Here is a 25,292-nt window from a genome sequence, read left to right as displayed (position 1 = left end):
AATTGGCGGAAGATCACAGGAGTCGAACCTGCCCGGGAACGCTGGCGTCCCCAACTGGATTTGAAGTCCAGCCACCTCACCGGAGATGACGATCTTCCGCGCCTCGATTGCTACATGGAGGCGGGGCGCATTATAGCTACTTCCTGGGGTTTCCACACCCCCTCACTCACTTTTTTAACTTCCGTTTCTCCATACCATGACCCGTTTCAAATAAATCCTCGCAAAATCCATTACTTACACTTGGACACATTTTTAGACGCTACCCTGATCACAGAAAACAAGAATCGTAATTTGATAACGAGATATCGCAATACCCGCGCTCACAGGGATGGTTTACAAGAACTGTAACCGGTACCAGTGTGTGTGAAAGTGCAAACAAGGATGCGTAATGAAAAGTGAGATTCTGTCTGTTAAGGAGAAGATTGGCTACGGCATGGGCGATGCCGCCAGCCACATCATCTTCGATAATGTCATGTTATATATGATGTTCTTTTATACCGATATCTTTGGTATCCCAGCCGGATTTGTCGGCACCATGTTCTTACTGGCCCGCGCGTTGGATGCCATCTCAGACCCCTGCATGGGGCTGCTTGCTGACCGTACCCGTTCACGCTGGGGGAAATTTCGTCCGTGGGTGCTGTTTGGCGCGCTGCCGTTTGGTCTGGTTTGTGTGCTTGCCTACAGCACGCCGGACTTCAGCCTGCACGGCAAAATGATTTATGCCGTCATCACCTACACGCTGCTAACCCTGCTTTATACCGTGGTCAATATCCCTTACTGCGCGCTGGGCGGCGTGATCACCAATGACCCGACGCAGCGCATCTCCCTGCAATCGTGGCGCTTTGTGCTGGCAACGGCGGGCGGCATGCTCTCCACCGTCCTGATGATGCCGCTGGTAAAGCTGATTGGCGGTGAAAACAAGGCACTGGGCTTCCAGGGTGGAATTGCTGTGCTCTCGGTTGTGGCGTTCCTGATGCTCGCATTCTGCTTTTTCACCACCAAAGAACGTGTTGAAGCGCCGCCAACCAACAATTCAATGCGTGAAGACCTGCGTGATATCTGGCAGAACGACCAGTGGCGCATTGTCGGCTTGCTCACCATCCTCAACATTATGGCGGTCTGCATTCGCGGCGGTGCGATGATGTATTACGTCACCTGGATTTTGGGCACACCGGAAGTATTTGTCGCTTTCCTTACCACCTATTGCGTCGGCAATCTGATTGGCTCTGCGCTGGCAAAACCGCTGACTGACTGGAAATGCAAAGTCAGCGTTTTCTGGTGGACGAATGCCCTGTTGGCCGTCATCAGCGTGGCGATGTTCTTCGTGCCGATGCACGCCAACATCACCATGTTCGTCTTTATCTTCGTGATTGGCGTCCTGCATCAGCTCGTAACGCCAATCCAGTGGGTAATGATGTCCGACACCGTTGATTATGGCGAGTGGTGTAACGGCAAACGTCTGACGGGCATCAGTTTTGCGGGAACGTTGTTCGTGCTCAAGCTGGGTCTGGCGCTTGGCGGGGCGCTGATCGGCTGGATGCTGGCAGGCGGTGGCTACGATGCCGCGGCGAAAACGCAAAACAGCGCCACCATCACCATCATCATTGCATTGTTCACCCTTATTCCGGCTATTTGCTACCTGCTGAGTGCCGTGATTGCCAAACGCTTCTACACCCTGAAAACCCCGTATCTGACTGAAATTATGCGTCAGCTGGCGCAGGGTGCGCACCGTAATCAGCAAGATTTTACGACGAAAGAATTACAGAACTAAGGAACCGATTATGAAAATTAGCGACGGAAACTGGCTGATTCAGCCCGGCCTGAATGTGATTAACCCTGTCCAGGTGTTCGAGGTTGAACAGCAAGGTAATGAGATGCTGGTCTACGTTGCGCCGCGTGACGTACGTGAACGGACCTGGCAACTCGATACCCCGTTGTTCACGCTGCGCCTTTTTTCGCCGCAGGAAGGCGTGGTGGGTGTCCGGATGGAACACTTCCAGGGCGCGTTGGATACCGGTCCGCATTACCCGCTGAACGTGCAGCAGGACGTAAACGTTGAGATGCAGAACACCGCTAAGTTCGCTGAGCTGAAGAGCGGTAATTTGAGCGTTCGCGTCACCAAAGGCGAGTTCTGGTCGCTGGATTTCCTGCGTAACGGTGAACGCATTACCGGCAGCCAGTTGAAAAACAACGGCTATGTACAGGACGCCAACAGCGGACGCAATTACATGTTCGAGCGCCTGGATCTGGGGGTCGGTGAAACGGTGTACGGGCTGGGCGAGCGCTTTACCGCGTTGGTGCGTAATGGGCAGACGGTAGAGACCTGGAACCGCGATGGCGGCACCAGTACCGAGCAGTCTTACAAGAACATCCCGTTCTATATCACCAACCGTGGCTACGGCGTGCTGGTGAACCATCCGCAGTGCGTATCGTTTGAAATTGGCTCTGAGAAAGTATCGAAAGTGCAGTTCAGCGTCGAAAGCGAGTATCTGGAATATTTCGTCATCGACGGCCCGACGCCGAAAGCGGTGCTGGATCGCTATACCCGCTTTACCGGTCGTCCAGCACTACCGCCCGCCTGGTCGTTCGGCCTGTGGCTGACCACCTCGTTTACCACCAACTATGACGAAGCGACGGTGAACAGCTTTATCGACGGCATGTCCGAGCGCAATCTACCGCTGCACGTTTTCCACTTCGACTGCTTCTGGATGAAGGCTTTCCAGTGGTGTGACTTCGAGTGGGACCCGGTGACCTTCCCTGACCCGAAAGGCATGATTGAGCGCCTGAAAGCGAAAGGGCTGAAAGTCTGCGTATGGATCAATCCGTACATCGGTCAGAAATCACCCGTTTTCAAGGAGCTGAAAGAGAAAGGTTATCTGCTCAAACGCCCGGACGGTTCCCTGTGGCAGTGGGATAAATGGCAGCCGGGGCTGGCAATTTACGACTTCACCAACCCGCAAGCCTGCGAATGGTATGCCAACAAGCTGAAAGGTCTGGTGGAGATGGGCGTGGACTGCTTCAAAACTGATTTCGGCGAACGCATTCCAACGGATGTGCAGTGGTTTGATGGCTCAGACCCGCAGAAAATGCACAACCATTATGCCTACATCTACAACGAACTGGTGTGGAACGTGCTGAAAGAGACCGTCGGAGAAGAAGAGGCGGTGCTGTTCGCTCGTTCCGCCTCCGTGGGCGCGCAGCAGTTTCCGGTGCACTGGGGCGGGGACTGCTACGCCAACTATGAATCCATGGCCGAAAGCTTGCGCGGCGGCTTATCCATTGGTCTCTCCGGCTTTGGCTTCTGGAGCCACGACATTGGCGGCTTCGAAAACACCGCCCCGGCGGACGTCTACAAGCGCTGGTGTGCATTCGGGCTGCTCTCCAGCCATAGCCGCCTGCACGGCAGCAAATCCTACCGCGTGCCATGGGCGTACGATGAAGAGTCCTGCGATGTGGTGCGTTATTTCACCGAAATGAAGTGCCGCCTGATGCCGTATTTGTATCGTCAGGCCGCGCTGGCGAACGAACATGGCACGCCGATGCTGCGCGCCATGATGCTGGAGTTCCCGGACGATCCTGCATGCGACTATCTCGATCGCCAGTATATGCTGGGTGATTCGGTAATGGTGGCGCCAGTCTTCTCCGAAGCCGGTAACGTGCAGTTTTATCTGCCGGAAGGCCGCTGGACGCATCTGTGGCACAACGACGAAGTCCAGGGCTGCCGCTGGTACAAACAGCAGCATGACTTCCTCAGTCTGCCGGTGTACGTGCGCGACAACACCCTGCTGGCGCTGGGCAGTAATAACCAGAAGCCGGACTATGCCTGGCATGAAGGGACCGCATTCCAGTTGTTCCATTTGCAAGAGGATAGGGAAGCGGTCTGTGAGGTCCCGGCTGCTGACGGGTCGGTTATCTTCACGCTGAAGGCGATACGTACGGGTAAAACCATCACCGTACAAGGTCGCGGTGAAGCGCGTAACTGGACGTTGTGCCTGCGTAATATCCCGCAAATTAGCGGCGTGAAGGGCGGTTCATATGCCGGCAGTGAGCAGGGCGTAGTGGTAACGCCTGAAGGTGATACTCTGACGATTACCCTGTAAATTCAGTCTACGTGGTGCCGGATGTGTTTTATCCGGCCCACGCTGCGAGCAGCGTTCCAGATCTGAAAATCAAAAATATTCTGACTTAAAATTTTACCTACCCATATTTGCGAGCGCTATCACTCTAATTCCCGTAAAAAATGTGATCTGCGCCGTAAATATCTCACTATTTCCCCGTTTTGTCTTATTTCTGTCCGTAATACAGGACACGATTTAGTATTGTTGGCGCATCGTAGTCCTCTTATATTTATCATCACGGATTACACGTGGAGCATAAACGCTTCTTTAGATATTTAATCTGGTGTGTGATAAGGGTAAATAATGCAAATGATTACCTCGCGACAAAACAGATTATTAAAATTCCTCCTGTCCCGGAAGGAGTATGTCACGCTGCTGAAAATTGCCGAATATTTATCGGTTTCAGAGAAAACCGTGCAGCGCGATCTGCGGTTACTGGAACCATGGTTAGCGGAATGGAAAATAGCCATCGATAAACGTACTGGCGCAGGCGTAATATTAAGTGCCGATAATATTACAGACCTTTTGTATCTGGACCAGTTATTAGGGAACGAGGGTGATGATACTGACGGTATGATGAGTAATTCGCGGCGCGTTAAGATAGCATCGCAATTATTAAGCGAAACGCCGCATGAAACGTCGATCAGTAAATTATCTGAGCGTTATTTTATTAGTAGCGCATCGATTGTTAACGATCTGAAAGTGATTGAATCCTGGATAACGCCATTGGGGTTATCGCTTATCCGCAGTCAAAGCGGTACGCACATTGAAGGTAGTGAGAGCAGCGTGCGCCAGGCGATGGCATCGCTGATTAACGGTGTGATTAACCATAATGAACCCGGCAGCATGGTGTATTCGCGTCTTGATCCCGGCAGCTATAAAGCGTTGGTGCATTACTTCGGCGAGGAAGACGTTTTATTTGTCCAGACGCTGCTGCAGGAAATGGAGAACGACCTGTGTTGGTCATTGGGGGAGCCTTATTACGTCAATATCTTCACCCATATTTTGATCATGATGTACCGCATCACACGCGGAAATGCGCTGCCGAGAAAAGATGAAAACATCACCTCATGCGACGAGAATATTTTTTCTATTGCCAGTCGTATGATTCAGCATATCGAAAAACGCATCGCTCACCCGCTGCCGGAAGACGAGGTCTGGTTTATCTATCAATACATTATCTCGTCCGGCGTGGTGATTGAGGAACATAATGATGTGAGCGTGATTGGTCATATGCACTCCAGCGACGAAGCGCGCTTGATTACCCATCGACTGATTGCCATCTTCGCCGAGATGGTCGACAGCGATCTCAGCCAGGATACTGCGCTGTATGACGGGTTGCTGATCCATATTAAGCCGCTGATTAACCGCCTGAACTACCAGATCCGCATTCGTAATCCGCTACTGGAGGATATCAAAGGCGAGTTGCAGGACGTCTGGCGTTTGACCCAGTGTGCGGTGAATCGGGTATTTTGCGGTTGGGGCGAGCGGGCCGTTTCGGAAGATGAGGTGGGATACTTAACCGTCCATTTTCAGGCCGCAATGGAGCGCCAGATAGCGCGTAAGCGGGTGTTGTTAGTCTGCTCAACCGGGATTGGCACTTCGCATTTACTCAAGAGCCGCATTCTGCGCGCCTTTCCGGACTGGACAATTGTCGGCGTGGTGTCAGCTGGCAGTTTGCCCTCCGTACTGACGGACGATATTGAGCTGGTGGTATCGACCATTAATTTACCCGCCATTGCCATGCCGGTCGTCTATGTCACCGCCTTTTTCAATGATGCGGATATTAAGCGGGTAACGGAAACGGTTATTACGGAAAAATTACATCGGGCGACGTCGCTGGTCGTTGAAAATTAATGTCTGAACTCCATGAGGTATGATTGATGGACATCACGAAAATTCTCAATACAAATCGCGTTATTTTGGATATGAAGGCTACGAACAAAACGGAGGCTATTGAGGAACTTACTGATATTCTGCAAAAGGATGGGGCAATTAGCTGCCGGGAAACGTTTATTCAGGATGTCTGGCAGCGTGAATCCGAAGGCTCGACCGGCTTCGAAAATCATATTGCGATCCCCCACGGGAAATCCTCGGCGGTGGTTAATACCACCCTGGCGATTGGTCGTACCCGTCAGGATATTCCCTGGGAAACCCTGGACGGCAGCAATGTGCGCTGCATCATTCTGTTTGCCGTACGTCTTGAAGATCAAAACACTACCCATATTCGTCTGCTCTCGCAGGTTGCCGGCGCGCTAGCGGATGACGACATTATTGAACAACTCTTAGTTGAAAGTAGTCCACAGAAAATTATTGAGCTGTTTAGCCAATATGCTGAATCCAACGTCTGCTAAATAAAATGTGGAGCATGTTATGAATATTGTTTGTGTTGCCGCCTGTACGGCGGGTATTGCGCACACCTATATTGCTCGTGAAAAATTAATTAAAGGTGCTAAAGCGCTTGGGCATAATATAAAAGTTGAAACCCAGGGCACCATCGGTACGGAAAACGAACTGCTGGCAGATGATATTTCTGCCGCGGATGTCGTGATTCTTGCCGTCGATGTCAAAATAAAAGGGGAGGAACGCTTCTCAAACAAACGTATTGTGCGAGTAAAAACCGAAATTGTCATAAAATCGCCCATTCAGTTTCTTGAAAAGGTCGAAAAGTCATTAGCTAATAATAACCAGTAGCGATCCTCATTCTGGAGGGATTTCACATGAGTGAAAATAAAATTCCGCTATCTCAGGAAATAAAAAAACATTTATTAACGGGGATCTCGTGGATGATCCCGTTAATTGTAGCCGCCGGGATCTGTATTGCCCTCGGACAAATACTTGGCGGTACTAACGTGGGTGAAAAAACAGGAACTATCCCCTGGATGCTCAATCAGATTGGCGGCTGGGGGATGGGGTTAATCGTGCCGCTGATTAGCGCGGCGATTGCGTACTCCATTGCCGATCGCCCCGGATTTGCGCCGGGTCTGATTGTCGGCTTTGTCTGCGGCGAAATTCATACCGGTTTTATTGGCGGGATGCTGGGCGGCTTTCTGGTTGGCTATACCGTCCTGCTGCTCAAACGCTATATCCGTTTACCGCAGTCGATGCAGGGTCTGATGCCCATCATGGTGCTGCCCGTATTGAGCACCGTCATCGGCGGGTTGCTGATGATGACGCTGATTGGCAAGCCGATAGCCTGGCTGCAGGACGCGCTAATTCATCTGCTGGAGTCCATGCAAGGCGGGTCACGCTTCCTGATGGGCGCCATTCTCGGCGCAATGGCGACATTCGACTTCGGCGGTCCGGTGAATAAAACCATGTCGCTGTTCGCTGACGGCATGCTGGTCAGCGGCGTGTATGGCCCCGAAGCGGTGAAGTTTGTCGGTTCGATAATCCCTCCGTTCGGCATTACGCTCTCCTTCCTGCTCACGCGCCACAAGTACACCCGTGCGGAACGTGAGGCGCTGAAAGCGGCATTCCCGATGGGGATCTGCATGATAACCGAAGGGGTTATTCCGATTGCGGCGCGTGATCTGCTGCGCGTGGTGGGCTCCTGCGTGGTGGCCTCGGCGATAGCGGGAGGCCTGATTATGGTATGGGGCGTCGAAAGCCCGGTACCGCACGGCGGCATGTTTGTGGTTCCACTCTTTACGCATCCTCTGCTGTTTTGCCTGGCGCTGGGGATCGGGACGGTGATTTGCGGCGTCATGCTATCGCTGTGGAAGAAACCGGTGACCGAGCGTGACGAAGAGTTTGATGAGCTCAGCGATCAAAAGCTGAAAGACGAAGAGATCACCTTCACCCTGGAATAACCGGAGGTCGTATGTTTGCCGATATGAAAAGCATGGTGACGAAAGCCTGGCGCGGGCAGTATGCGCTGCTGGCTATCAACTGTATGAACCTGGAAAGCGCCCGTGCGGCGGTGCGGGTGGCAGAGAAACACCGTGCGCCCATTATTCTGAATCTGTATCAGGGGCATCTGGACCATTTTCCGGCACCGATAGCGGCGGCGGTGGTCAAAGCGCTGGCAGAGGAAGCTTCGGTACCGATCGCGCTGGCGTTAGATCATGGAAAGGATCCTGTACGCATTCGCCAGGCTTTTCGCGCCGGATTCAGCGGGTTAATGATCGACGCCTCCGCCTTTGCGCTGGAAGAAAACATTCGCCAGACCCGGGCGGTGGTCGAGCTCGCAGCCAGCGTTTCTCTGTGCGTGGAAGGCGAGCTGGGCCACCTGGCCGACGCCCCGCGCTATGACCATGCCGCTAACGCTGATTTGATGACTCAGGCCGCTGACGTGGAGCCATTTATCCAACAGACCGGGATTGATTTACTGGCGGTGTCGGTCGGTACGGCGCACGGTATGTACGTGCCGGGCGTAACGCCAGCCATTGATTTTCAGCGGCTGGAGGAAATTGCCCGTTTATCAACGGTGTCGCTGGCGCTGCATGGCGGTAGCGGGACGCCGTTTGACCAGCTACAGCGTTGCCCGACGTTTGGCGTCGCCAAGATTAATGTTGGCGCGGCGGTCTTCGAAGCCGGAAAGGCCGCGCTATTGCACACCTTGTGTCGCGACACATCCTGCGAACTTGTTGATGCCCTGGCCCTGATGGAGCAGGCCTGCGAGGAAGCCATTATTCCGTATCTACAGGCCAGCGGCGCTATCGACCAGGCCTGATTCATTTTCTGTAACGCCTTTTATGCCTCTGCGATGACGCACTGGCAGGGCTTTCTACACCCTGAAACTGGAGAATTAACATGTTAGTTTCGATGAAAGAATTATTGCAACCGACCCGTCAGCACGGTTTTGCCATCGGCGCATTCAACGTAGCGGATAGCTGCTTTGTGCGTGCGGTGGTGGAAGAAGCGGAAGCGACCAACACCCCAGCGATTATCTCCATTCACCCCAGCGAACATGATTTCCTCGGCGATGCGTTCTTTAGCTATGTGCGAGATATCACCCTGCGTAGCCCGGTCCCCTTTACTTTGCATCTGGATCACGGCGCTTCGGTAGAGCATGTCCTGCGGGCAATTCAGTGTGGATTTACCTCGGTGATGATTGATGGCTCGCTGCTGCCGTATGAAGAGAACGTGGCGTTGACCCGTGAAGTGGTCAAGCTGGCGCATGCGGTAGGCGTTTCGGTTGAAGGCGAGCTGGGTACGATTGGTCAGACCGGAACGTCTGTGGAAGGCGGTGTGTCGAAGGTTACTTACACCGATCCCGCCCAGGCGCAGGATTTTATCGCCCGTACCGGGGCCGATACGCTGGCAGTGGCGATTGGTACCGCGCACGGGATCTACCCGAAAGGGATGCAGCCAGAGCTGCAAATGAACATTCTGCGCGATATCGCCGGGCGGGTGGACATTCCGCTGGTGCTGCACGGAGGTTCCGCGAATCCGGATGCGGAAATTGCTGAATCCGTTACGCTCGGCGTGGGCAAAATCAACATTTCCAGCGATATGAAATACGCCTACTTCCAGAAAGTTCGCGAAATCCTGGCAAAAGAGACCTGGTGGGACCCGAACGTCATCTACCCGGAAGCCATCAGCGCCGCGCGGGACGTGATTCGCCACAAAATGAAACTGTTTGGCTCAACCGGCAAAGCGTCACTTTACTAACGGCATGCAGGCGGGGTGGCCCGCCTCTTTCGCAACAAGGAAAAGTGCAATGAAGCGTTCACATATTAATTATGTCATCGATAAAGCGCATGCCATCGCCGAGACCTTTCGGGTCTGTCTGCCTGATTTTGCGTATTTAACGGTCGACGCCTGGCGACAACAGGACCACTCTTTGTGGCGTGAAGTGCGCGATCTCCAGCTGGGCTGGGACGTTACTGACTTTGGGCGCGGGGATTTTGCGCAAACGGGACTGACGTTACTGACGTTGCGCAATGGTCTGATGGGGTCAGCCGATTACCCCAAACCGTATGCCGAAAAGATGCTGCAAATTCAGCAGGATCAACAAACACCGTGGCATTTTCATCGCCATAAGATGGAAGATATCGTTAACCGTGGCGGCGGCGATTTGTGTATGCAGCTGGCCTGGTCCACGCCCGATGACGGCTATGATCCCCAGCGCATTGTTGATGTTAGCGTCGATGGTCAGCGGCGTACCGTTAAATCTGGTGATACGTTGGTGCTAAAACCGGGGCAGGGAGTGTGTCTGCCGCCGCGACTGTATCACCGTTTCTGGGCTGAGAAAGCCTTTGTTCTGGGCTGGGAAATCTCGATGGTCAATGACGACCAGCATGACAATCACTTCCTTGAACCGGGCGGTCGTTTCCCGACGATAGAAGAAGACGAGCCGGTGAAGTGGTTGTTATGCAGTGAATATAAGCGTTTATGAGCGGTAGGCCCGGTAAGCGAAGCGCCACCGGGCAATAATCACTGCGTAACGGGTGAGGCAACGTTACTACCTGATACCACACCCGCCTGCATGGTCTGCGTGACCTGCTGTTTCTCTGCATTCACCGCATGTAACTGACCGTTGACTGTGGGCTTGAGCGGAGTATCGGCCTGAATGTTGCCGCTGGCGGTGAGTTGAATGTTACCGTCGCCGGAAAGCGGCAGTGCTGGCCAGCCCCACTGTTGCAGGATGGTCATTGGCACGCCGCGCCCGTTCAGGCTGACCTGTGCCTGACGCTGAGGCAGTTGCGAAATGCTGGCGGTGGTCTCCAGCAGCCCTTTTTCTGTATAGGCGCTTAGTTCACTGATATTGATGGTACTGCCGTTCGCCGTTAGCGCCAGCGAAGGACGGCGCACGTCGGTGCGATTAAAGGTGGCAGCAGCGGCGTTGAGCGTGGCGTTACCGCTCCAGATCCCCCACTGGTTGTTCTGTACCAGCCCGAGGTTAGCGCCGTAACCGTCCAGTGCGGTGAGTTGCCACGGGAAGGCCGGGTCAATGTCGATCACCAGATTACGGCTGGCGCTGAATTTCTTCAGCGTCAGGCTGTTTAGCCAGGCTGGCAGAGGCTTCATCCATAGCTGTTTCCAGTTTTCCGGTAGCGTATATTCCAGGCCGGCAATCGCGGCATCGTCGAGAACCAGCGCTTTGTTGTTACGCATCCAGTTTCCGGATGTTCTGAGCATTCCCCCTTCCCAGCGGGTCGTGAACTGGCGCAGCGCAATGCCCTGCGGCGAGAACTCGGCGTTCAGAATCGGATCGAAGAAATGCAGTGAACCGTAGATAAACTCGCTGGCGTTCATCGACAGTTTTCCTTCCTGTGTTTGCCAGTCATCTTTGCTAAACGTCATGTTGCGCAAGCTCAGATCAAGGTCCGTGACCGCCCAGTCAGGACCTTGCAGACGGGCATCCGTCACTTCCAGACGACCAATTTGCAAGGATGGAATAGTGGTTAGCGGCGCAAAAAAGTCGGCCAGCGATTTGTCACTTTGCAGCCGGATATCGTTCAGGCGTAGATTCTCTACCACCCAGCTACCGTCGGTATTGCGCTGCGCCACGCCGGTTAATGCGCCACGCGCGACGTCTGCGCCAATATTACTTAGCGTCACCCGACCATGGTCAATGCTGCCTTCAATCAATACGTTGGTGGTTGGGACATCGTTCAGCGTCAATGAGCTGGCGCTGAGCTGAATTTGTGCTTTGCTGCCGAGAATTTTACCTGCCTCAGGGCTCCAGGGAATCACGCCGCCGTTCACGCGCTGGGCGCTCAGGTTCCACTCGCTGCCGGGGCTGTTGAGCGCCATATCCTGTAACTGCAGGCGATCGGCCTGGAACGGTAGCGGTGCGGTTTGCTGGGAAAGATTCAGCGTGCCGTTTTGCAAGAGGATGGTGTCTACGTGCCGCGGGTCGGTGATTTGGCGACTGCTCAGCCCAATATCGACCGTTTTAGCGACCAGCGTTGCGGGCTGGCCATCGCGACCAAAGGTGACGTTTTCCAGCAGAATATGGGAAGGGGAAGAAAACCGGTGATCGATAGCATCAAATGCCAGATGATAGCTGCTGTTCTCTGAGACCCAGGCGCTGACGTGCTCTGCGCCCCAACGGGTTTGCAGTAGAAAATAAAGGCCGAGAATCGCCACTGCACAGGCGATCAGCGCGTAAAGAAGCAGCTTTCCAATAAATTTCATGGTCTTCCATCCCGCGAAGTGCACATAGTCAAGTTATGCACGATTTAGAGGCAATGCTCAAGGCAGGAATGGTGAAAGAGCGTTACAGCGGCGTTGATTCAGAGCCAACGCCGCATTTTGCTTATTGCTTCTCTGGTGGGAACACCAGATTCAGAACGATAGCGGTGATACCGCCTGCGGCAATGCCTGAGGAGAGCAGATTTTTCACCCAATCCGGGGCAAATTGCAGAATCAGCGGCTGCTGGGAGACGCCCAGGCCAACGGCCAGCGACAGCGCAATAATCAAAATAGCGCGGCGGTTCAGCGGCTCGCGAGAGACAATACGCACGCCAGATGCGGCGATAGTACCGAACATTACCAGGGTTGCGCCGCCCAGTACCGGTTCAGGAATATGCTGTACAAAACCGCTAACTGCCGGGAACAGGCCCAGCGCGATCAGCATCAGCGCCACCACAAAACCGACGTAACGACTGGCTACGCCCGTTAACTGAATGACCCCATTGTTCTGACCAAAACAAGAGTTCGGGAAGGTATTGAACACGGCGGAAACAAACGAGTTCAGACCGTTCGCCAGCACGCCGCCTTTCAGGCGTTTCATATACAGCGGACCAGAAACCGGCTGTTCGGAAACATCGGAGGTCGCCGTAATATCACCGATGGTTTCCAGCGACGTAATCATAAAGACCAGCATCAGCGGCAGCAGTAAGCTCCAGTCGATACCGAGGCCATAATACAGCGGCGTTGGCACCATGATCAGGTCCTGGCTTACCGGTGCGGTATTTTGCGGCAGCATGTCCATAAACCATGCCAGCAGGTAGCCTGCCGCCATCGCAATCACCAGGGACGCAACGCGCAGGTACGGGTTGCGTTGGCGGTTAAGCAGGATGATCAGCGCCAGCACAACGCCAGCCAGCAGTAAATTCTTCGGTGCGCCAAAGGTGTTATCGCTCATTGCGGCATAACCACCGCCAATCGACGTCAGACCCACCTGAATCAGCGACAGGCCGATAATCATCACCACCACGCCTGAGACCAACGGGGTAATAATACGCCGCGCCAGATGCAGTACACGCGAGATAACCATTTCAGTGCAGCTCGCTAACATCAGCGTACCAAACAGGGCCGCCATCATGGTTGGGACATCTGCGCCACCGGTTTTTAGCGCCGTGCCACCCATAATCAGCGGCGCAACAAAATTAAAGCTGGTGCCCTGAATAGATAACAGCCCGGAACCAACCGGCCCCCAGGCTTTGATCTGAATGATAGAAGCTACGCCGGAAGCGAACAGCGACATACTGATAATGTGTTGAGTATCCTGAGCTGGCAAACCGAGCGCCTGGCAAATTAACAGCGCCGGGGTGATCACCGCGACGAACATGGCCAGCAGGTGCTGACAGGCGGCAAACAGGGTCTGGGCTAACGGGGGGCGATCTTCAAGACGGTAAATCAGTTCACTGTTGTGAGTCTGCGCAACCGGTTGCGCATTTGTTGACTCTACGGCGTTAACGGACATCAGAGGCAATCCCATGGTGGAAAAGCGGTGATTTTATCTGACCAGGGCGGAAAAGCAAACGTTTGCCAGCAGTTATTCTTAATATTTAAAACGGATAAACAAACTTTTTTATATAACTTTTCATCATTTTCTGCTTAAAATCCACCCCGAAAACTCAATAAGAGCTAAAAAATCGGTCTGGAATGCATCGTGCGTGATTGTGCTAAACGCACTAATGGAGCTGTAAATGTTTTATCTCGATACGTTATCTACTCTGGTTGCGGCAACCCTTGTATTGCTGCTGGGACGTAAGCTCGTCCAGTCTGTCTCTTTCCTGAAAAAATACACCATTCCCGAACCTGTAGCCGGTGGATTGCTGGTGGCGATTGCGTTGCTGGTGCTGAAAAAAAGCATGGGATGGGAAGTAAATTTCGATATGACCCTGCGCGATCCGCTGATGCTGGCGTTCTTCGCTACCATCGGCCTGAACGCAAATATCGCCAGCCTACGCGCCGGTGGCCGCGTGGTGGGTATTTTTCTGATTGTCGTTGTGGGACTGCTGTTGATGCAGAACGCCATCGGTATCGGTATGGCGAGCCTGCTGGGCCTGGATCCGTTGATGGGCCTGATTGCCGGTTCGATCACGCTCTCTGGCGGACATGGAACCGGGGCTGCGTGGAGCAAGTTGTTTATTGAGCGCTACGGTTTTACCAATGCGACTGAAGTTGCAATGGCTTGCGCAACCTTTGGTCTGGTGTTGGGGGGGCTGATTGGCGGCCCGGTGGCGCGCTATCTGGTTAAACACTCCACCACGCCTGACGGTATGCCGGACGATCAGGCTGTACCGACCGCGTTTGAAAAGCCGGACGTTGGACGCATAATCACCTCGCTGGTGCTGATTGAAACTATCGCGCTGATCGCTATCTGTCTGACGGTAGGTAAAATCGTTGCGCAAATGCTGGTCGGAACGGTGCTCGAACTGCCGACCTTCGTCTGCGTGCTGTTTGTTGGTGTGATCCTCAGTAATGGCCTGGCGCTCATGGGCTTTTATCGGGTGTTCGAACGGGCGGTTTCAGTGCTGGGCAACGTGAGCCTGTCGCTGTTCCTGGCGATGGCGCTGATGAGCCTGAAACTGTGGGAGCTGGCATCTCTGGCGCTGCCGATGCTGGCGATACTGGTTGTGCAGACGATTTTTATGGCGTTGTACGCGGTATTTGTTACCTGGCGCATGATGGGCAAAAACTACGATGCCGCTGTACTGGCAGCCGGCCACTGCGGTTTTGGGCTCGGCGCGACGCCAACGGCGATTGCTAACATGCAGGCAATTACCGAACGTTTCGGGCCATCCCATATGGCGTTCCTGGTGGTGCCGATGGTGGGGGCGTTCTTTATCGATATCGTCAACGCGTTAGTGATTAAGCTGTATCTGCTGCTGCCGATTTTTGCGCAATAACGGCTGTGCGGCGGAGTAACATCCGCCGCGATAAATCGATTATGCGTTGGAGTAACGTTCGGTTTCCGGCATCCAGCGCTCTATCAGCGCGGCAGCCTGTTGCGGATAACGTTCGTGAATATGGCGGGCTATACGCTGAACTTCCGGAATCATGGCCTGATCGCGCAATAAATCCGCTACTTTGAATTCTGCCGTTCCGGTCTGGCGCGTACCTAACAGCTCGCCGGGTCCGCGGATCTCTAAATCTTTTTGTGCAATCACGAACCCGTCATTGCTGTCCCGCAGAACCTGCAGGCGTTTCTGCGCCGTTTTTGACAGCGGAGATTTGTAGAGCAGGACGCAGTGGGAAGCCACGGCGCCGCGGCCTACGCGGCCACGCAACTGGTGTAACTGTGCCAGGCCTAATCGCTCCGGGTTTTCAATGATCATCAGGCTGGCGTTCGGCACGTCCACACCCACTTCAATCACCGTGGTGGCGACCAGCAGATGTAATTCACCCTGCTTAAAGGCGGCCATCACCGACTGCTTCTCGGCGGGCTTCATGCGCCCATGCACCAAGCCAATATTCAGCTCTGGTAAGGCAAGCTTAAGTTCTTCCCACGTGGCTTCTGCCGCCTGCGCTTCTAATAAATCAGACTCTTCGATTAGTGTACAAACCCAGTACGCCTGACGCCCTTCGTGGGTGCAGGCGTTGCGCACACGGTCAATGATGTCGCTACGGCGGGTATCGGGAATCGCCACTGTGGTGACCGGCGTACGCCCCGGCGGCAGTTCGTCAATGACGGACGTGTCGAGATCGGCATAGGCGGTCATGGCCAGCGTACGCGGGATCGGGGTGGCGGTCATAATGAGCTGGTGTGGGTGGAAACCCTGCTGCTGGCCTTTCTCCCACAGCGCCAGACGCTGATGCACGCCAAAACGGTGCTGTTCGTCGATAATCACCAGCGCCAGCCCGTTGAACTGAACTTGTTCCTGGAAAATTGCGTGTGTGCCGACAATCATCTGCACCTGACCGCTGGTGATGGCTTCCTGCTGTGCCTGGCGTGCTTTACCTTTTTGCTTACCCGCCAGCCAACCCACTTCAACGCCCAAAGGTTCGAACCAGTTGCGGAAATTATTTGCGTGCTGTTCAGCCAGTAATTCAGTGGGGGCCATCAGCGCCACCTGCTTACCATGCGCAATCGCACGCAGGGCGGCAAGTGCTGCAACCAGCGTTTTACCGGAACCGACATCGCCCTGCACCAGGCGCATCATTGGGACATCCAGCGCCATATCGCGTTCAATTTCGGCAGTGACCCGGGCCTGTGCGCCGGTTGGTTTAAAGGGGAGCGCCGCCAGCAGTTGATCTTTCAGCCGATTGTCAGGGCTCAGCGGTTGGGCGTGAAAACGTTGCGCCCCGGCGCGAAGCGCCAGCATGCTGAGATTGTGCGCCAGGAGTTCTTCCAGAATCAGGCGTCGCTGAGCCGGGTGTTGTCCGGTTTCAAGGTCGCTAAGCTGTAACGTCGGCGGCGGACGGTGTAATGTGCGCAACGCTTCCGGCAGGCTCATCATGCCTTGTAGTAACTCCGGAGGGAGCAACTCGGCAATGGCGCAGGTATCGAGCAGATCCAGCGCCTGATCGGTCAACTTGCGCAGCGTTGCCTGCTTAACGCCTTCCGTGGTCGGATACACCGGCGTGAGCGTTTCCTGCAGTTCCGGCGTGCTGAGATCGCCCTGTACGCGGTATTCCGGGTGGATCATTTCTGCGCCGTACTTGCCACGTTTCGCCTCGCCATAGGCCAGTACCCGACGCCCGGTGGCGAGGCTGTTTTTCATTGCTGCGCTGAAGTTGAAGAAGCGCATAGTGAGAATGCCGGAGCCATCGCTTATCTGGCAGGTCATCATCCGGCGGCCACCAAAAGTGATATTGCAGTTCAGCACTTCGCCTTCAACGGTGGCATAGACGCCCGGCAGCAGTTCGCCAATGGGGTACAGATGAGTACGGTCTTCGTAGCGCAGAGGGAGGTGGAGCAGGAGGTCCTGCACGGTGTGCAAGCCAATTTTCGCCAGTTTACTGCTTTGTGCTGCGCCAACGCCCGTCAGAGAGTTGAGCGGGATGGCATCCAGTAAACGGCCTTTCATCGCGATTATTTCGCAGACTGCATAGTGGCCCACCACGTTGCATCGGCTTCAATTTCGCCCTGCGTGTTTACGTGAGGGTAGGGAAGTCCCTTGCGCTTAGCGACATTCGCCAGCACCGGATAACCGCCTTCAAACAGCAAGCGTTGCTGTTCATCTTCCGGCAACATGCTGTTTTCTCGTCGGTACATGCCAGCATTTTGTCGCTGGCGCTGTGCTTCGTACAGAATCAGCGCAGAGGCAACTGAAACGTTCAGTGACTGCACCATGCCAATCATCGGAATGATGATGTCCTGGTCCGCCAGATCGAGTGCTTCCTGAGTAATGCCGGTTTTTTCCTGGCCCATCAGGATGCAGGTCGGTCGCGTGTAATCAATCTCGCGGAAATCGACGGCTTTATCAGAGAGGTGGGTCGCCAGAACCTGCATGCCCTGGCTTTTTAACTGCGTGACCGCATTGCTAATGGTCGGGTGGGTTTTAACCTGCACCCAACTGTTACTGCCCGCGGCAGAAGAGGCCATGGTACGCATACGACTACCCGGCCAGACGGCGTGGACTTCGTGTACGCCGACTGCGTCTGCGGTACGAATGATCGCAGAAACGTTATGAGGTTTATGGACCTGCTCCATGCAGACGGTCAGATCGGGCTGACGCCTGGCAAGCATTTCGCAAATGCGCTCATAGCGTTTTGAGTTCATATCTCTAGTTTCGGTTGCGGGTGACTTTAATCACGTCCGGCATGACGCGGATTTTGCGCATAATATTCGCCAGATGCACGCGATCGCGAGCGGTCAGGCGAATAAAGGCGCTATAAACACGACCGTCTTTCTCTTCAGTATTCAGACTTTGAATATTGGAGGTCGTCGTGTTGATTGCCGCCGTCAGGTTCGCCAGAGCACCCTGGTGGTTAAACATGTCCACCTTAATTTCGGTGATGAACTCCTGCTCTGTCTCTTTATCCCATTCCACCGCCATAAATTTCTCTGGCTCTTTCTGGTAGCCACGAATGTTACGGCAGGACTCATGGTGAATCACCAGACCTTTACCCGGACTGACGTGGGCAATGATCGGATCGCCAGGAATTGGACGACAGCATTTGGCAAAGGTGATCAGTACGCCGTCTGCGCCTTTGATCGGCAGATGACCATGACCAGATTGCGCAGGAACGTTCGCCGATGCTTCGCCCTGCTGAAGGTTTTTCGCTACCACCACGCTCATGGCGTTGCCCAGACCGATTTCCGCTAACAGATCGTCAAGCGTAGCGAGCTTCATACGCTCAAGCTCACTCTGGATACTTTCCTGCGGGATTTCAGCCAGTTTACGGCTACCACCCAGGGCATGGTTAAGCAGTCGACGCCCCAGACTGACGGAATCATCGCGCTTAAGGTTTTTCAGCAGTTGGCGAATTTTTGCTCGTGCTTTCGAGCTGACGACGAAGTTGAGCCATGCCGCATTCGGCCGGGCGCCCGGCGCGGTAATGATTTCAACGGTCTGACCGCTAAACAGCGGTTGGGAAAGCGGATAAGGCTGTCTGTCGACACGTGCGCCAACGCAGGCATGACCGATATCGGTATGTACCGCGTAGGCGAAGTCGACAGGCGTCGCACCGGCAGGCAGCTCGACAATGCGCCCTTCCGGTGTGAAAACATAAATCTCATCCGGGAAGAGATCAGATTTAACGCTTTCAATAAATTCAAACGAGCTACCGGCGCTTTGCTGCAATTCCAGCAGGCTTTGCATCCAGCGTTGTGCGCGGATTTGTGCCGTGGTGCTGGTTTCGCCATGCTCTTTGTACGCCCAGTGTGCCGCGACCCCCATCTCCGCCATCTGGTCCATGTCTTCGGTACGAATTTGTACTTCAACAGGCACGCCGTGCGGGCCGATCATTGAGGTATGCAAAGACTGATATCCGTTCGCTTTGGGAATGGCGATATAGTCTTTCACGCGACCTGGACGCGGTTTGTACAGGCTGTGCATCTGGCCGAGTACGCGATAGCAGGTATCGGAGTCATGAACGATGACGCGGAAAGCGTAAATGTCCATGATCGAATGAAAACGCTGCTCTTTGAGCACCATTTTGCAGTAGATCGAGTACAGGTGTTTCTCGCGACCGCTTACGCGACACGGAATGCCAGCTTCCTGCAAACGCCCTTCGATCTCCGAGAGGATTTTTTGAATCATCTCTTTGCGGTTGCCGCGGGCGGCTTTTACCACTTCTTTAATCACGCGATAGCGGTTCGGGTACAGCGCTTCAAAACCCAGCTCTTCCAGCTCGGTTTTAATGTGATGAATACCTAAACGATGTGCCAGCGGACTGTAGATTTCGAGGGTTTCACGGGCGATGCGGCGGCGCTTATCGGGGCGTAATGAGCCCAGCGTGCGCATATTGTGGGTACGGTCGGCAAGTTTGATGAGAATGACGCGGATATCCTGCACCATCGCCATAATCATCTTGCGAAAGTTTTCAGCTTGCGCCTCTTTCTTATCGCGAAACTTAAGCTTATCAAGCTTAGATACCCCTTCTACCAGCTCTGCAACGCTTTTACCAAAAAGCTGTTCCATGTCCTGGTAGGTGGCTGGAGTATCTTCAATCACGTCATGCAGCAGCGCAGCCATCAGCGTTTCGTAGTCGAGTTTCATCTCGGCCAGAATGCAGGCTACCGCTACGGGGTGCGTGATATAAGGTTCACCGCTTGAACGTGTCTGGCCCTCGTGAGCGTCACGTGCAACGAGATACGCCTGCCGAAGACGCTTAATCTGGTCTTCCGGCAGGTAGTTTTGAATCAGCTGATTCAGGCTTTCAAACAGATACAAGGGCGACCCGCTTTGTGATTAACGACGACCTTCAGCAATAGCGGTAACGGCTTGTAATTCAGCGGCTTCCTGCTCTTGCTGTTCCTGGCGCTCACGTACGTCGAGGATCTGGTTGTTGATCAGACCTTCTTCGATTTCGCGCAGCGCGATAACGGTAGTTTTATCGTTTTCTTCCGGTACGAGCGGATCCTTTCCGCCTACCTGCATCTGACGAGCGCGACGCGCGGCGACCAGTACCAGGTCAAAACGGTTACCAATTTTCTCTACAGCGTCCTGAACAGTTACGCGTGCCATACTTAAAATGCTCCACAGGTGAAGAAATGACTGGGCATGATACTGAATGTGGGTTCAGTCTGCCAACAGTTTGCTGATTAAAGCGTCATGACGCTGCTTTTGGCGGCTCATGCGCAGACGTTCGGCGCGAATGATGGTTTTCAAATCGCCCAGGGCGGTATCGAAATCATCGTTCACAATAAGATAATCATATTCGGCGTAATGGCTCATTTCTGCAACAGCTTGCGCCATACGTTTTGCGATCACGTCTTCGCTATCCTGACCTCGACCACGAAGACGGCGGTCCAGCTCAATCTTAGAGGGCGGCAAAATAAAAATACTGCGCGCATGCGGCATTTTTTCACGAATTTGCTGCGCACCTTGCCAGTCGATATCTAAAAAGACGTCTACGCCGGATGCTAATACTTGCTCAATGGCCTCACGCGAAGTGCCGTAGTAATTACCGAAAACCTCAGCGTGTTCCAGAAACGCGTCTCTGCCAATCATGGCTCTGAATTCGTCATGGTTCACAAAGAAATAGTGTTCACCATGCACTTCCCCCGGGCGCGGCGCGCGCGTGGTGTGCGAAACAGAAACCTGGGTGTCATACAACGGTTGGGTCTTTAATAAAGCCTGAATCAGGCTGGATTTACCCGCGCCACTGGGGGCAGAAACAATATAAAGCGTGCCTTGAGCCATGAGTATCTTAATGTATGTGATTGTCGAAAGAGAGCCTACATACGGGCTTATTATACACGTAGCCGCTATGTGACGTAGCCTTTGTCACACTTTTTGCGCATGTTTATTGCGTTTTGCGTACCCGTTTCCTGTTTTATCGGCAATTTGCAGCAACACGTGAAAATGTCAGGAAGGCTGCTCGCACGATGAATTTTTGTCGCTCTGTTTCGCTTGCACTCCGCGCTATACCTGCCGGGAAACACATTGGTTAGCGGAGGCAGCATGAGGCTATGGAAATGCCTTGGCATAGTTTTACTGGTCTGGAATTTACCGGTTTGGGCGGTATGCCCTGCCTGGCCCCCAGCCCGGGCAAGCGAGGAAATTTCACGATTACAGCAGCAGATAACACAGTGGAATGATAGTTACTGGAAACAGGGTGTCAGCGCCGTTGATGATAGCGTTTATGACCAGCTCAATGCGCAACTCATCCAATGGCAGCGCTGTTTTGGCGATGAAGCTCCACCTGATCTGTCTGCGCCCCCAATAAGTGGCACAGTCTCGCATCCAGTACCTCACACGGGGGTCCGCAAGCTGGCTGATAAGCAAGCGTTACAGCAATGGATGCGTGTTCGCAGCGATCTCTGGGTACAACCAAAGGTCGACGGCGTGGCGGTCACGCTGGTCTATCGCAATGGCAATCTGGTAAGAGCGATTAGCCGAGGTAATGGCCTGAAAGGTGAAGACTGGACGCAAAAGATTCTTCAGATCCCTTCCGTACCACACACGACCAAAGGTCTGCTGGCAAACAGTACGTTGCAGGGCGAGATATTTTTACAGCAGGAAGGGCATATCCAGCAACAGAGTGGGGGAATGAATGCCCGCTCAAAGGTCGCTGGAATGATGATGCGCCAGAGCACCCCGGAATTGTTACGTTCGTTGGCTATTTTCATCTGGGCCTGGCCTGATGGTCCGGCGGTCATGTCGGAAAGGCTGGAACAACTCACTGCCGCTGGGTTCAGTTTCACACAACGCTATACCCAGCCCGTGAAAAATGCGAACGATGTCGAGCATGCCCGTACCCGTTGGTGGACTTCAGCACTCCCTTTTGTGACGGATGGCGTCGTGGTGCGTTCGGGGAAAGAACCGCAGGCGCGATACTGGTTACCCGGGCAGGGAGAGTGGCTGGCGGCATGGAAATATCCGCCCGTGGCTCAGGTATCCGAGGTCACAGATATTCAGTTTTCAGTCGGTAAAAGTGGGAAAATTGCCGTAGTCGCGCTGCTGGCACCCGTCATGCTGGATGATAAACGCGTGCAACGCGTCAATATTGGCTCTGTACGCCGCTGGAATGAATGGGATATCGCGCCTGGAGATCGGATCCTGATAAGCCTGGCCGGACAGGGGATCCCGCGTATCGACGAAGTGGTCTGGCGTAGCACTCAACGCACTAAGCCAACGCCGCCTGTGGGACATTTCAATTCAATGACCTGCTTTTATGCCACGCCGGCGTGTTATGAGCAATTTATTGCCAGACTGGTTTGGCTGGGCGCGAAAGAAGTGCTGGAATTAGAAGGTATTGGTGAAGCAGGATGGCGTAACCTTCATCAGACGTATCACTTTGAACATATCTTTTCCTGGCTCGGATTAACTCAGGAGCAGCTCCAGTCCACATTAGGCGTAAGCAAAGGGGAGAAGATGTGGCATCAGTTCAACCGGTCGCGCCATCTTCCGTTCACACGTTGGGTTATAGCCATGGGAATACCGTTAACACAGGCAACGCTGAATGCCAGTCGGGATGCTTCGTGGCAACAATTGCAGGACCGTGATGAACAAAGCTGGCGACAACTCCCTTTAATGGGGGTGCGCCGGGCACGACAGATTATTCAGTGGCTGGAGGCCAGGGAGGTCATAGCGCTGAGCAACTGGCTGGCTGCTCAGCGTATTACGGGCTTTATGCCTTAATGACCTTCATGGCGATAATAAAATACTGGCAGGCCCAACTTCAGGCGTAGCGCCAGTAAGCGGGCGGTAAAACCGAAGAGTAGGGTAGAGATAACCACCACATCGTGGCTGGAGACGTAATGTTGCAGCACGATGTAAAGCACGGCAGCGGCAAAAGAAACGCCAGCATACAGCTCTTTCTGGAACACTAACGGAATGCGTTTGCAGAACATGTCGCGTAACACGCCACCGAAGACGCCGGTAGTGACCGCAGCGACCACGGCGATAATCGGCCCGTGACCCATATCCAACGCCACCTGTGCGCCAATAATAGAAAAGACCACCAGGCCCAGCGCATCCAGTACAAGGAATATTTTACGCAGGTAGGGCATGACAGGAGCAATAATGGTGGTGAGTACCGCAGCGGCCGCCACAATAATGACGTATTCAGGATGCTTTACCCAGCCAAGCGGATAGTGGCCGAGAAGAATGTCGCGTACCGAACCTCCGCCAATGGCGGTCGCAGTGGCAATAATAATGACGCCAAATGTATCCATACGGCGACGTCCTGCCGCAAGCGCGCCGGTCATGGCTTCGGCAGTAATACCAATTAAATATAAAACGTGTAACAGCATGTATTCCCCCTGTTGTGCTGGGGGCTAAGGTTATCGATTTGTGCGCATTGTCACGATTGAGATTTTCTAAGGTGAAACGATTTTAATAAATACAGCTAATGCGAATTTGTCAGAAATGCTTTATGGCATGCTGTATAAAGTGTGGAGTGTAATAATAAACGATGAGAAAATGTAATTCGAAGTGAAGGGGCGGAAGCGAAACGTCGGGAAAAACACGTAGTCCCGCCGTTTACTGGCGGGCTACGTATGATATTTCATCAAGCTATTACTCCTCGACCATAGGACAAGTTGACACGCCAGAAGCCATTAGGGAAGTCATCATGAGTAAACTCTGATATTCAGCGGCCTCTATTCTGAAAAATGGCCCCCTCAGCTATCGCTTCTATGTGTGTAGGGGCATTTACAGCAAAATCTTCAGCATTTAGTCAGTCGGAGTGGTAGATATGAGCGCCAGAGAAGAAATTCAGGATGGCAGAGAGGCTGGAATTTTAAGAAGTGGGATAATCTACACCGAAGTTTTGGGGTGGATAGATATGGGACATGCTCGAGGAGATGATGTTAGAAAGTTACTCTCGGATATGCACCAAGGCGAGCATTCAGGAAAGGATTATTACGATGTAAAATACACTCAAAGTATGGGAAGAGGAGGGCTTATAATTGGGAAGTTCATCAGATGGAGAATTAGAAAAGGGCGTAGCTTATTTGAACGATATAGTATAGCGCTTTCCATGATGATGGCGCTTGCTCATCGTTTTGAGGGTTTACAGTCAAATTTCCCCTTTTATCTTTACACCGACAGCGGTTTCAGTGGTGAGGATTTAGTATCCGATTTGCTGGGGTTCTACCGCGTAGTCTCATATAGTAACCCATTCCCGCTATTGCAACCCGTCAGCAAAGAGGAAGCCCTCAGACGTTGGGATTATTATGGTCCAATCGGCTCTTTTAAAAACACCTCATTCCAACCGATTTTATTTCCCGATCCGATGAAATCAGCTTTAGCTCTTCCTGTAAAAGGTGTTTTACCCTCATTCATGAGAACAGTGATACCTTACAGCGACTTTAGGTCTGGTAACGTTAAAATAGTTTCCAGAGATGGAACGGTCGTTAACTGGTAAAAAAGGGAAACATATGAAACAGGCAGTCATAATAGTGCTGATGGTAATAGCTATATGTAGCTCTTATTTCTGGCCTAATATTAAAATGAGACTTGCATGTAACGCACAATATACAGAGTTTGATAAAGCCAAATATGATTATTACACTCCCCAGGTTTTTAAAAAAATGCCGAGAATATCCCAAGTATATGACTTTAATTATACGAACATTTCTGGCCCTAAGGCTGATGTATGGAGTGTGACGTTCCATGATACCAGGGATACGTGGAAAATTAGTGAATATCTCTCAATGGTGGGCTATGAAAAACAGGAAAAATGCGATATAGAGGCAGAATGCTGGCGCCTCAGGGGATCTGATGAAGTACTGACAGTCGTGAAGATGAACAGCAGCAACGCTGTTCGGGTTGATATTCTGAAGAGTCTTTATAACGACAAATATATGCCAGATAAATAAGTATTCAATTTTATATAAGCCAGTACTTACTGGAGGTACGGATAGCCTGCATTGAGCAGGCTATCTAGTACGTTACGATAGCATAGGCATGGTACGCAAAATTACTCGATATT

At 53.1% G+C, this 25,292-nt stretch carries 21 protein-coding genes and 1 tRNA gene; 13 read left to right on the top strand and 9 right to left on the bottom strand.

The genetic code is table 11. The features are described 5' to 3' along the window. Positions 1-3: 3 nt before the first annotated feature. Positions 4-98: transfer RNA gene (locus JSN25_RS05420), tRNA-Sec, on the bottom strand. Positions 99-388: 290 nt separating this feature from the next. Here JSN25_RS05420 and JSN25_RS05415 point away from each other — a divergent pair. From JSN25_RS05415 to JSN25_RS05375, 9 genes are all read left to right on the top strand, one after another. Beyond that, positions 389-1,771: a glycoside-pentoside-hexuronide family transporter gene (locus JSN25_RS05415; protein ID WP_038635456.1), complete on the top strand. Its 1,383-nt coding sequence runs from the start codon at positions 389-391 to the stop codon at positions 1,769-1,771. Between the two features lie 10 nt (positions 1,772-1,781). After that, positions 1,782-4,100 (top strand): alpha-xylosidase, encoded by a 2,319-nt coding sequence (gene yicI / locus JSN25_RS05410; protein WP_204525507.1) that lies wholly within the window; start codon positions 1,782-1,784, stop codon positions 4,098-4,100. 321 nt (positions 4,101-4,421) lie between these two features. Next, a complete protein-coding gene (locus JSN25_RS05405; protein WP_069323692.1) occupies positions 4,422-5,975 on the top strand; it encodes a BglG family transcription antiterminator in 1,554 nt (517 codons plus the stop codon). 26 nt (positions 5,976-6,001) lie between these two features. Continuing rightward, positions 6,002-6,472, top strand: coding sequence for a PTS sugar transporter subunit IIA (locus JSN25_RS05400; RefSeq protein WP_003024008.1), 471 nt, complete (start codon positions 6,002-6,004; stop codon positions 6,470-6,472). Between the two features lie 19 nt (positions 6,473-6,491). Further along, positions 6,492-6,812: a PTS fructose transporter subunit IIB gene (locus JSN25_RS05395; RefSeq protein ID WP_069323693.1), complete on the top strand. Its 321-nt coding sequence runs from the start codon at positions 6,492-6,494 to the stop codon at positions 6,810-6,812. Between the two features lie 26 nt (positions 6,813-6,838). Further along, a complete protein-coding gene (locus JSN25_RS05390; protein ID WP_042311543.1) occupies positions 6,839-7,930 on the top strand; it encodes a PTS fructose transporter subunit IIC in 1,092 nt (363 codons plus the stop codon). 11 nt (positions 7,931-7,941) lie between these two features. Beyond that, complete coding sequence (locus tag JSN25_RS05385) at positions 7,942-8,793, top strand: class II fructose-bisphosphate aldolase (protein WP_204525506.1); 852 nt, start codon at positions 7,942-7,944, stop codon at positions 8,791-8,793. An 80-nt stretch (positions 8,794-8,873) separates the two neighbouring features. Continuing rightward, complete coding sequence (locus tag JSN25_RS05380) at positions 8,874-9,734, top strand: ketose-bisphosphate aldolase (RefSeq protein WP_006687642.1); 861 nt, start codon at positions 8,874-8,876, stop codon at positions 9,732-9,734. 49 nt (positions 9,735-9,783) lie between these two features. Further along, positions 9,784-10,461, top strand: coding sequence for a D-lyxose/D-mannose family sugar isomerase (locus JSN25_RS05375; protein ID WP_087857224.1), 678 nt, complete (start codon positions 9,784-9,786; stop codon positions 10,459-10,461). Positions 10,462-10,499: 38 nt separating this feature from the next. Here JSN25_RS05375 and JSN25_RS05370 read toward each other — a convergent pair whose 3' ends face one another. Both JSN25_RS05370 and xanP read right to left on the bottom strand, forming a co-directional pair. Then, positions 10,500-12,206 (bottom strand): AsmA family protein, encoded by a 1,707-nt coding sequence (locus JSN25_RS05370; protein WP_204525505.1) that lies wholly within the window; start codon positions 12,204-12,206, stop codon positions 10,500-10,502. Positions 12,207-12,327: 121 nt separating this feature from the next. Beyond that, complete coding sequence (xanP, locus tag JSN25_RS05365) at positions 12,328-13,719, bottom strand: xanthine/proton symporter XanP (protein ID WP_038635433.1); 1,392 nt, start codon at positions 13,717-13,719, stop codon at positions 12,328-12,330. Positions 13,720-13,945: 226 nt separating this feature from the next. Here xanP and gltS point away from each other — a divergent pair, with 226 nt between their 5' ends. Then, complete coding sequence (gene gltS, locus JSN25_RS05360) at positions 13,946-15,151, top strand: sodium/glutamate symporter (RefSeq protein WP_006687638.1); 1,206 nt, start codon at positions 13,946-13,948, stop codon at positions 15,149-15,151. Between the two features lie 39 nt (positions 15,152-15,190). Here the strand turns inward: gltS and recG are convergent, their stop codons facing one another. The 5 genes from recG to gmk are packed head-to-tail and all read right to left on the bottom strand — an operon-like array spanning position 15,191 to position 21,055. Continuing rightward, a complete protein-coding gene (gene recG / locus JSN25_RS05355; RefSeq protein WP_087857223.1) occupies positions 15,191-17,272 on the bottom strand; it encodes an ATP-dependent DNA helicase RecG in 2,082 nt (693 codons plus the stop codon). Between the two features lie 5 nt (positions 17,273-17,277). After that, complete coding sequence (gene trmH / locus JSN25_RS05350; protein ID WP_121529714.1) at positions 17,278-17,967, bottom strand: tRNA (guanosine(18)-2'-O)-methyltransferase TrmH; 690 nt, start codon at positions 17,965-17,967, stop codon at positions 17,278-17,280. 4 nt (positions 17,968-17,971) lie between these two features. Next, complete coding sequence (gene spoT, locus JSN25_RS05345; protein WP_204525504.1) at positions 17,972-20,083, bottom strand: bifunctional GTP diphosphokinase/guanosine-3',5'-bis pyrophosphate 3'-pyrophosphohydrolase; 2,112 nt, start codon at positions 20,081-20,083, stop codon at positions 17,972-17,974. A gap of 18 nt (positions 20,084-20,101) precedes the next feature. Next, positions 20,102-20,377 carry a DNA-directed RNA polymerase subunit omega gene (gene rpoZ / locus JSN25_RS05340; RefSeq protein ID WP_000135058.1) on the bottom strand — a complete coding sequence of 92 codons (276 nt, stop codon included), beginning with the start codon at positions 20,375-20,377 and terminating at the stop codon, positions 20,102-20,104. A 54-nt stretch (positions 20,378-20,431) separates the two neighbouring features. Beyond that, complete coding sequence (gmk, locus tag JSN25_RS05335; protein WP_038635416.1) at positions 20,432-21,055, bottom strand: guanylate kinase; 624 nt, start codon at positions 21,053-21,055, stop codon at positions 20,432-20,434. A gap of 261 nt (positions 21,056-21,316) precedes the next feature. Here gmk and ligB point away from each other — a divergent pair, with 261 nt between their 5' ends. Next, positions 21,317-22,996 (top strand): NAD-dependent DNA ligase LigB, encoded by a 1,680-nt coding sequence (gene ligB, locus JSN25_RS05330; RefSeq protein WP_204525503.1) that lies wholly within the window; start codon positions 21,317-21,319, stop codon positions 22,994-22,996. Here ligB and JSN25_RS05325 read toward each other — a convergent pair. After that, positions 22,993-23,610, bottom strand: a complete 618-nt coding sequence (locus JSN25_RS05325; RefSeq protein ID WP_038635410.1) for a trimeric intracellular cation channel family protein — start codon at positions 23,608-23,610, stop codon at positions 22,993-22,995. The two genes, ligB and JSN25_RS05325, sit on opposite strands and share 4 nt — an antisense overlap. A gap of 443 nt (positions 23,611-24,053) precedes the next feature. On the opposite strand from JSN25_RS05325, the gene JSN25_RS05320 reads away from it, so the two are divergent. Together JSN25_RS05320 and JSN25_RS05315 are read left to right on the top strand one after the other, a co-directional pair. Further along, on the top strand, positions 24,054-24,725 hold the full coding sequence (locus JSN25_RS05320) for a hypothetical protein (RefSeq protein ID WP_038635407.1): 672 nt from the start codon (positions 24,054-24,056) through the stop codon (positions 24,723-24,725). Between the two features lie 13 nt (positions 24,726-24,738). Beyond that, positions 24,739-25,179 (top strand): hypothetical protein, encoded by a 441-nt coding sequence (locus JSN25_RS05315; protein ID WP_085049109.1) that lies wholly within the window; start codon positions 24,739-24,741, stop codon positions 25,177-25,179. The last annotated feature ends 113 nt before the right edge of the window (positions 25,180-25,292 follow it).

Source organism: Citrobacter cronae, assembly GCF_016893685.1.
GTDB lineage: Bacteria > Pseudomonadota > Gammaproteobacteria > Enterobacterales > Enterobacteriaceae > Citrobacter > Citrobacter werkmanii.
Note: the sequence above shows the minus strand (reverse complement) of the source record. Positions and strands in the feature narration are given on the sequence as shown.